6 protein-coding genes are annotated in these 6,765 nt (G+C 72.7%); 3 read left to right on the top strand and 3 right to left on the bottom strand.

Translation table 11 applies throughout. The annotated features are described in order from the left end of the window. The coding region (locus tag BGO22_RS17685) for an aldehyde dehydrogenase family protein (RefSeq protein WP_286852013.1) at positions 1 to 1,214 on the top strand (1,214 nt) is incomplete at its 5' end. A gap of 21 nt (positions 1,215 to 1,235) precedes the next feature. On the opposite strand, the gene mgtA is transcribed toward BGO22_RS17685, so the two are convergent. Continuing rightward, positions 1,236 to 3,794 carry a magnesium-translocating P-type ATPase gene (mgtA, locus tag BGO22_RS17680; RefSeq protein WP_286852012.1) on the bottom strand — a complete coding sequence of 853 codons (2,559 nt, stop codon included), beginning with the start codon at positions 3,792 to 3,794 and terminating at the stop codon, positions 1,236 to 1,238. Between the two features lie 196 nt (positions 3,795 to 3,990). Between mgtA and BGO22_RS17675 the strand changes: the two genes are divergently transcribed. Continuing rightward, positions 3,991 to 4,353, top strand: a complete 363-nt coding sequence (locus BGO22_RS17675; protein ID WP_139146901.1) for a hypothetical protein — start codon at positions 3,991 to 3,993, stop codon at positions 4,351 to 4,353. Positions 4,354 to 4,365: 12 nt separating this feature from the next. On the opposite strand, the gene BGO22_RS17670 is transcribed toward BGO22_RS17675, so the two are convergent. Further along, positions 4,366 to 5,343, bottom strand: a complete 978-nt coding sequence (locus BGO22_RS17670; RefSeq protein WP_070397198.1) for a Bug family tripartite tricarboxylate transporter substrate binding protein — start codon at positions 5,341 to 5,343, stop codon at positions 4,366 to 4,368. A 146-nt stretch (positions 5,344 to 5,489) separates the two neighbouring features. On the opposite strand from BGO22_RS17670, the gene BGO22_RS17665 reads away from it, so the two are divergent. Continuing rightward, positions 5,490 to 6,470 (top strand): amidohydrolase family protein, encoded by a 981-nt coding sequence (locus BGO22_RS17665; protein ID WP_070397199.1) that lies wholly within the window; start codon positions 5,490 to 5,492, stop codon positions 6,468 to 6,470. On the opposite strand, the gene BGO22_RS17660 is transcribed toward BGO22_RS17665, so the two are convergent. After that, positions 6,451 to 6,765, bottom strand: a 315-nt coding sequence (locus tag BGO22_RS17660; RefSeq protein ID WP_286852011.1) for a DUF2784 domain-containing protein, incomplete at its 5' end; no start/stop codon positions are given. The genes BGO22_RS17665 and BGO22_RS17660 overlap by 20 nt on opposite strands.

Raw genomic sequence — 6,765 nt, 5'->3', positions numbered from 1 at the left:
TGTCGCTGGAAGTGGGCAAGACCCGCATGGAGGCCCTGGGCGAGGTGGCCGAGGTCAGCGCCTTCTTCGACATCTACGCGCGGCAGATGGAAGAGAACGGGGGCTACGACCATGCCCTGCCCGACGACCCGCTGCCCCACATGAAGAGCCGCAACCGCAGCGTGATGAAGCCCTACGGCGTGTGGGCCGTCATCGCGCCGTTCAATTTCCCCTTCGCGCTGGCGGGTGGTCCCACGGCGGCGGCGCTGGTCACGGGCAACACGGTGGTGCTCAAGGGATCGGTGGAGACGCCCTGGTCCGGCCTGCTGCTGGCGCAATGCCTGAAGGACGCGGGCCTGCCCGACGGCGCCTTCAACTGCCTGGTGGGCGATGGTGCGACCGTGGGCGAGGCGCTGATCCAGCACGACGGCATCGGCGGCGTGACCTTCACCGGCTCCTACGAGGTGGGCATGCGCATCCTGCGCGCGCAGGTGAACCGGCGCTGGCCGCGTCCCTGCATCGCCGAGATGGGCGGCAAGAACGCGGCCATCGTCACCGCGCGCGCCAACCTGGACGCGGCGGCCCAGGGCATCGTGCGCTCGGCCTTCGGCATGTCGGGGCAGAAGTGCTCGGCGCTGTCGCGCGTGTACGTGGACCGCTCGGTGGCCGATGCGCTGATCGAGCGCCTGCGCGTGGCGGTGGGCGCGATCGCCGTGGGCGAGCCGCAGCTCGAGTCCAGCTGGACCGGTCCCGTGGCCACGCGCGCGGCCCAGCTGCGGCACGCCGACTGCCGGCGCCAGCTGGACGGCGGGGGTGCGCGCATCGTCGCGGCGGGCCCGCTGCCGGCCGATGCCGACGCGGGCTTCTATTGCGCGCCCCTGGTGGCCGAGGCCCCGCTGGACCACCCGCTGTGGCGCAAGGAAATGTTCGCGCCGCTGGTGATGCTGGGCCGCGTGGACAGCGCCGAGCAGGCCATGGCAGAAGCGAACGCCAGCGACTTCGGCCTCACGGCGGGCTTCTTCGGCGCGGAGGACGAGGTGGCCTGGTTCCTCGACCACATCGAGGCCGGGGTGACCTACGTGAACCGCCCGCTGGGCGCGACCACGGGCGCCTGGCCGGGCTACCAGCCGTTCGGGGGATGGAAGGGCTCGGGGAGCACGGGCAAGGCGCTGGCGTCGTTCCACTACCTGCCGCAGTACATGCGGGAGCAGTCGCAGACGCGCATCGAGCCCTGACCGCCGGCGGCAGGCCGGGCCTCAGCGCGCCCAGCGCTTGGCCGCTTCGATCGCCGCCGCGTACGCCAACACCAGCGCCAGCACCACGGCGGTGGCCGCCCAGCCCAGCGGCACGAAGCCCAGCAGCGCGGCCGGCGGGCCGCTGTAGGGCAGGGCCAGGGCCAGCGCGGCCATCGCGATCAGCGCGCCCGACAGCAGTTCGCCCGGGCGGCTGCGCCACACCGGACCGTGCGTGCGCAGCACCAGCACCGCGGCGAGTTCGGTCAGCAGCGACACCTGGAACCAGGCTGTGCGGAACACCGCTTCGTCGGCGCGCAGCACCCACAGCAGCCAGGCGAAGCAGAGCAGGTCGAACAGCGAGCTGATCAGGCCGAAGCCCATCATGAAGCGCCGCAGGCCGTGCAGGTCCCAGCGCAGTGGCCGCCCCAGCACCGCGGCGTCCACGCGGTCCGTGGACAAGGCCATGGAGGGCAGGTCCGACAGGAAGTTGTTCAGCAGGATCTGGGTGGGCGTGAGCGGCAGGAAGGGCAGGAAGGGCGCCGCGATGGCCATGCTGACCATGTTGCCGAAGTTCGCGCTGATGCTCAGCGCGATGTACTTGAGCGTGTTGGCGAAGGTGCGCCGGCCCTCCTCCGCGCCGCGGCACAGCACGTCGAGGTCGGGCTGGAGCAGCACCACGTCGGCGCTTTCGCGCGCCACGTCGACGGCCTGGTCCACCGACAGGCCGACGTCGGCCGCCAGCAGCGCGGGCGCGTCGTTGATGCCGTCGCCCAGGTAGCCCACGGCGTGCCGCGTGCGCTGCAGCGCGCGCACGATGCGTTCCTTCTGCGAGGGATCGACCTCGACGAACAGGTCGGTGCGCGGCGCGTGGTGCCACAGCGCTTCGTCGCGCATGGCGGCGATCTCGGCGCCGGTGAGCAGGGCCGAGGGGTCCAGGCCCACCTGCCGGGCCACGTGCGCGGCCACATGGCGGCTGTCGCCGGTGACCATCTTCACACGCACCTTGTGCGCGCGCAGCGCCCGCACCGCCTGCGCCGCGCCGGGCTTGGGCGGGTCGGTGAAGGCCAGGAAGCCCTCCAGGCAGAGGCCGGCTTCGTCGGCCAGGCCCACCCGGTCGGCCCGCACCGCGCGGGTGGCCACCGCCAGCACGCGCAGCCCCTGCCCGCCGAGTTCGCGCACGTGCTCGTCGATGCGGGTGCGCCGCGCCGCGTCCAGCGGGGCCTCGCCGCCAGCCTGGCGCACGCGATCGCACACCGCCAGGGTCTGTGGCACCGCGCCCTTGGTCACCAGCAGGCGTTCGCCATCGGCGCCGCGCTGCGCCACGATGGTGAGGCGCTTGCGCACGAAGTCGTAGGGAATCTCGTCCACCTTGCGCCAGCCCTCGAGCGTCAGGCCCGCGCGCTCGCCCGCGGCCACCAGGGCCTGGTCCAGCGGGTTCTCGATGCCGCTCTCGAAAGCCGCGTTCAGGTGCGCCCAGCGCAGCACGCCCGCGTCGGGCTGGCCGTCGGGGTCCACCGCGGCGTCCAGCGTCATCACGCCCTGCGTGAGGGTGCCGGTCTTGTCGGTGCACAGCACGTTCATGCCGCCCAGGTCCTCGATGGCCTCGAGCCGGCGCACCAGCACGCCCTGGGCGGCCATGGCCCGCGTGGCGCGCGCCAGCATCACGCTCACGATGGCGGGCAGCAGCTCGGGCGACAGGCCCACCGCCAGCGCCACGGAGAACATCAGCGAATCGATCAGGGGGCGGCCCAGCCACTGGTTGACCACCAGCACCGCCAGCACCACGGCCAGCATCAGGCGCAGCAGCATGTCGCCGAAGCGGCGCACGCCCTGGGCGAAGCGGGTTTGCGGCGGACGCTGCTTCAGCTCGGCCGCCAGTTCGCCGAACACCGTGGCCGCGCCGGTGCGGGTGATGAGCACGGTGGCGGTGCCGCTGCGCACCGAACTGCCCAGGAAAACGCTGTTGCCGCGCTCGCGCAGCGGCGCGTTGGCCGCCACGGGGCCGGGGCGTTTTTCCACCGGGAAGGACTCGCCGGTCAGGCTGGCCTCGGTGACGAGGAAGTCGCGCGCCTGCAGCACCACGCCGTCGGCCGGCACCAGCTTGCCCGCGCTCAGCTCGATCAGGTCGCCCGGCACCAGTTCGCGCGCGGGCAGCGGGCGCCAGGCGCCGTCGCGCCGCACGCGCGCGTTGAGCGCCAGCCGCTGGCGCAGGCGCGCCACCGCGTCCGAGGCCCGCCACTCCTGCCACCAGCCGAGGCCCGCGCTGCACAGCACGATGGCGAGAATGGTGGTGGCTTCGGCCCAGCTCTTGAGCGCGGCGGACACCAGGGCGCCCGCCACGAGGATGAGCACCAGCGGGCTGGCGAACTGGCGCAGCACCAAGCGCCACGCCGTGGCGGCGGCCTGCTCGGCCACGGCGTTGGGGCCGTGCCGCTGCAGGCGGGCCAGGGCCTCGGCCTGGCCCAGGCCCTGGGGGCCGCTGGCGTGGCGGGCCAGCAGCTCGGCCTCGGGCAGGCTCCAGTCGGGGGCGCTGGCGTCCGGCGGACGCTCGGGGCGGTGGGGGTGTCGCGGGGTGTCCATGCGGCGCGCGCGCCACGGCGAGGGCGAAGCGGGCCCACCGATGGTGGCCTGGCCGGCCCTGTCGCACCTTGCGCTGGCTCAAGCCGGCGCCGCGTGGCCCTGGCCAGACGGCCGATGGTGGAAACCAGGGTGGGCGATTCACCACTCATGGCCGTTCTCCGGTGCCCACCAGAGCGCCCCTTGCCCCAGTCACCGCATGACCGTTTCAGCCGCCCGCCGCGTTTCTCCCGCCCCGTCCTCGAAGACGCGCCCCGCGCCGCTGCCGACGCGCGCCGCCCAGCCTGTGCCGCCCGACACCTCGACGAAGGAGGGCAAGGCCCTGTTCACGAAGCCCGGCGTGAGCCAGCCGCCGACCCCGGACGATGCCCAGGTCCGCCTGCGGATGGGCATCACCGATTTTTTCAGCCGCCTGCTGACGGCCCGTCTGGCCGAGGATCCCGACGCCCGCGTCGCCGCCGAACTGCTGCGGCGCGGGGCGCCGTCGACGGCGGCCGAGGAGCGGCGCCGGGCGCGCAAACAACGGACGCGGCGCCTCAGCCAGTACGGGCGCCAGCCCTGAGCGGGCAGCGCCTCACTCCGGCTTGAAGCCCGAGGCCTTGACCGGCGCTTCCCAGCGCTTGAGGTGCTCCACCACCATCGCGCCCGTCTCGGCCGGCCCGGCGTGGCTGGGCACCAGGCCGTAGCCGCGGATTTTTTCCTGGATGCCCGGGTCCGCCAGCGCCACCGCGACGGCCTTGCTGAGGCGCTCCGCCGCCTGCGGGTTCATGCCGGCCGGGCCGAAGTAGGCGAAGAAGGCGTCGGCCGCCAGGTTGATGCCTTGCTCTTTCAGCGTGGGCACCTCGGGCAGCGCGGCCGAGCGCTGTTCGCCCGTCACGGCCAGGATGCGCAGGCGGCCCGCGCGGTGGTGTTCGATGGTCTCGGACGCGGTGTCCACCATCAGCGGGATCTGCCCGCCCAGCAGGTCCTGCGCGGCCGGCGCGCCGCCGCGGTAGGCCACGTGCGTGAGGGGGATGCCCGTGGCCTGGCCGATGAGCAGGCCCGCGAAATGCGGCACCGTGCCGGCGCCGGAGGTGCCGTAGCTGGCCTTGGCGGGGTTGGCCTTCATCCAGTCGAGCACGTCCTTCAGCTTGCCCTGCGGCGCGCCCGGGCCGGCCGTCACGGCGAAGTCGAACACCGTGGCGCGCGCGATGGGGCTGAAGTCCTTGATGGGGTCGTAGCCCACGTTGGGGTACAGGTAGGGCGAGATGACCAGGGCCCCGCTGGGCGCCAGGATGATGGTGTTGCCGTCCGGCGCGATGCGCCGCAGCTCGCCCAGGGCCAGCCGCCCGCCCGCGCCGGGCTTGTTCTCGACGATCACGTTCTGGTTGAGCGTGCCCCGCATCTTCTCGGCCACGATGCGCGCCACCGTGTCCACCGATCCCCCGGGCGGAAAGCCCACCCACACGCGCAGCGTGCCGCTGTCTTGCGCCTGGGCCAGGCCCGGCAGGCCCAGTTGGGCCGCGGCCAGCAGGCCAGCGCCCGCCAGGGCATGGAAGTGTCGGCGTCGCATGCGTGTCTCCTCGTTGTGTGGAGCACCGATTCTGGGAGGGCGCACCCGATGGACGCATGCGTGTTTTCCCGAAAAGGTATGCTTGCTAACGGTCCCGCGCGACGGCGCGGGCGCGCGACAAACAAGGACAACACCGGAGACACCACATGCCCGTCATCGACGTTCACACCCACATGTACACGCCCGCCTGGCTGGAGCTGCTCAAGGCCAAGGGCGGGGCCTACAACATCCAGCGCCGTCCCGACGGGCAGGACGAGATCTTCCGCGGCGACACGCCGGTGGCCATTCCGCAGCCCGGCCACTTCGACTACGCGCTGCGCATCCGGCAGATGGACGCGGCGGGCATCGACATCTCCATCGTCTCGCTGACCTGCCCCAACGTGTACTGGGGCGACGAGGCCACGAGCCGCCAGGCGGCGGTGGAGTCGAACGACGCCATGGCGCGCGCCCAGGCGCAGTACCCGGACCGCATCCGCTGGTTCACCTCGCTGCCCTGGGAGTACCCCGAGCGCGCCGTGCAGGAGCTGGAGCGCTCCTGCGCCAATGGCGCGGTGGGCGTGATGGTGCTGGCCAACATCTCGGGCCGCAGCCTCACCGACCCCTTCTTCGAGCCCGTGTGGGCCGCCATCGACCGGCGCGGCCTGCCGGTGCTGGTGCACCCCACCGACCCGCCGGGCGTGGACCTGATGGACATGACGAAGTACGACCTGAGCTGGTCCGTGGGCTTCATGTTCGACACCACGCTGGCCTTCACGCGCATGATCTTCGACGGCTTCTTCGACCGCTTCCCGAACATGAAGCTCATTGCCTCGCACGGCGGCGGCACGCTGCCCTACCTGGTGGGCCGCTTCGAGAAGGGCGACGAGGTGGAGATCCCCCAGCGCCGGCGCATGCAGCGCAAGCCGACCGACTACCTGCGCCACATTTACTACGACAGCATCACCTACGACCCGCGCTCGCTGCAGTACCTGGTGTCCATCGTGGGCGCCTCGCAGGTCATGCTGGGCACCGACTGGCCGCACCAGGTGCACGACGTGAAGGGCGCGCTGGGCAAGATCGACACCCTGGCGGCCGACCAGCGCGAGGCGGTGCGTGGGGGCAACGCGCTCAGGGTGTTCGGCCTCTGAACGGCCGCACCCACCACCACGCCAGCCCCACCAGCGCCGCGAAGGCCGTGTAGGCGGCCACGAACACCCACCACGGCGCCTCCCAGTAGAGCAGCCGCGAGAGCCAGTGCCCGATGAAGCTCTCGCGGTGGCCGGTCTCGCCGGCCGATCGCCGCAGGTCCTGCTCCCAGACCGTGAGGGGGCAGAGTCGGCCCAGCCAGGCCTGGACCGCGATGAAGAGCATCAGCCCCAGGTGCGCGGCGCGCAGGCCGGCGTGGCGCACCCAGCGCCAGCCCAGGGCGCCGCCCAGCAGCAC

This window comes from Hydrogenophaga sp. 70-12, from assembly GCF_001897365.1.
Taxonomy (GTDB): domain Bacteria; phylum Pseudomonadota; class Gammaproteobacteria; order Burkholderiales; family Burkholderiaceae_C; genus Hydrogenophaga; species Hydrogenophaga borbori.
This window is presented reverse-complemented; position numbering and strand designations above follow the sequence as displayed.

Bases quoted from the DNA above. Each gene is read 5' to 3' on its own strand.
- BGO22_RS17675 (WP_139146901.1), top strand. From the start codon at position 3,991: ATGACCGTTTCAGCCGCCCGCCGCGTTTCTCCCGCCCCGTCCTCGAAG.
- mgtA (WP_286852012.1), bottom strand. From the start codon at position 3,794: ATGGACACCCCGCGACACCCCCACCGCCCCGAGCGTCCGCCGGACGCC.
- BGO22_RS17670 (WP_070397198.1), bottom strand. From the start codon at position 5,343: ATGCGACGCCGACACTTCCATGCCCTGGCGGGCGCTGGCCTGCTGGCC.
- BGO22_RS17665 (WP_070397199.1), top strand. From the start codon at position 5,490: ATGCCCGTCATCGACGTTCACACCCACATGTACACGCCCGCCTGGCTG.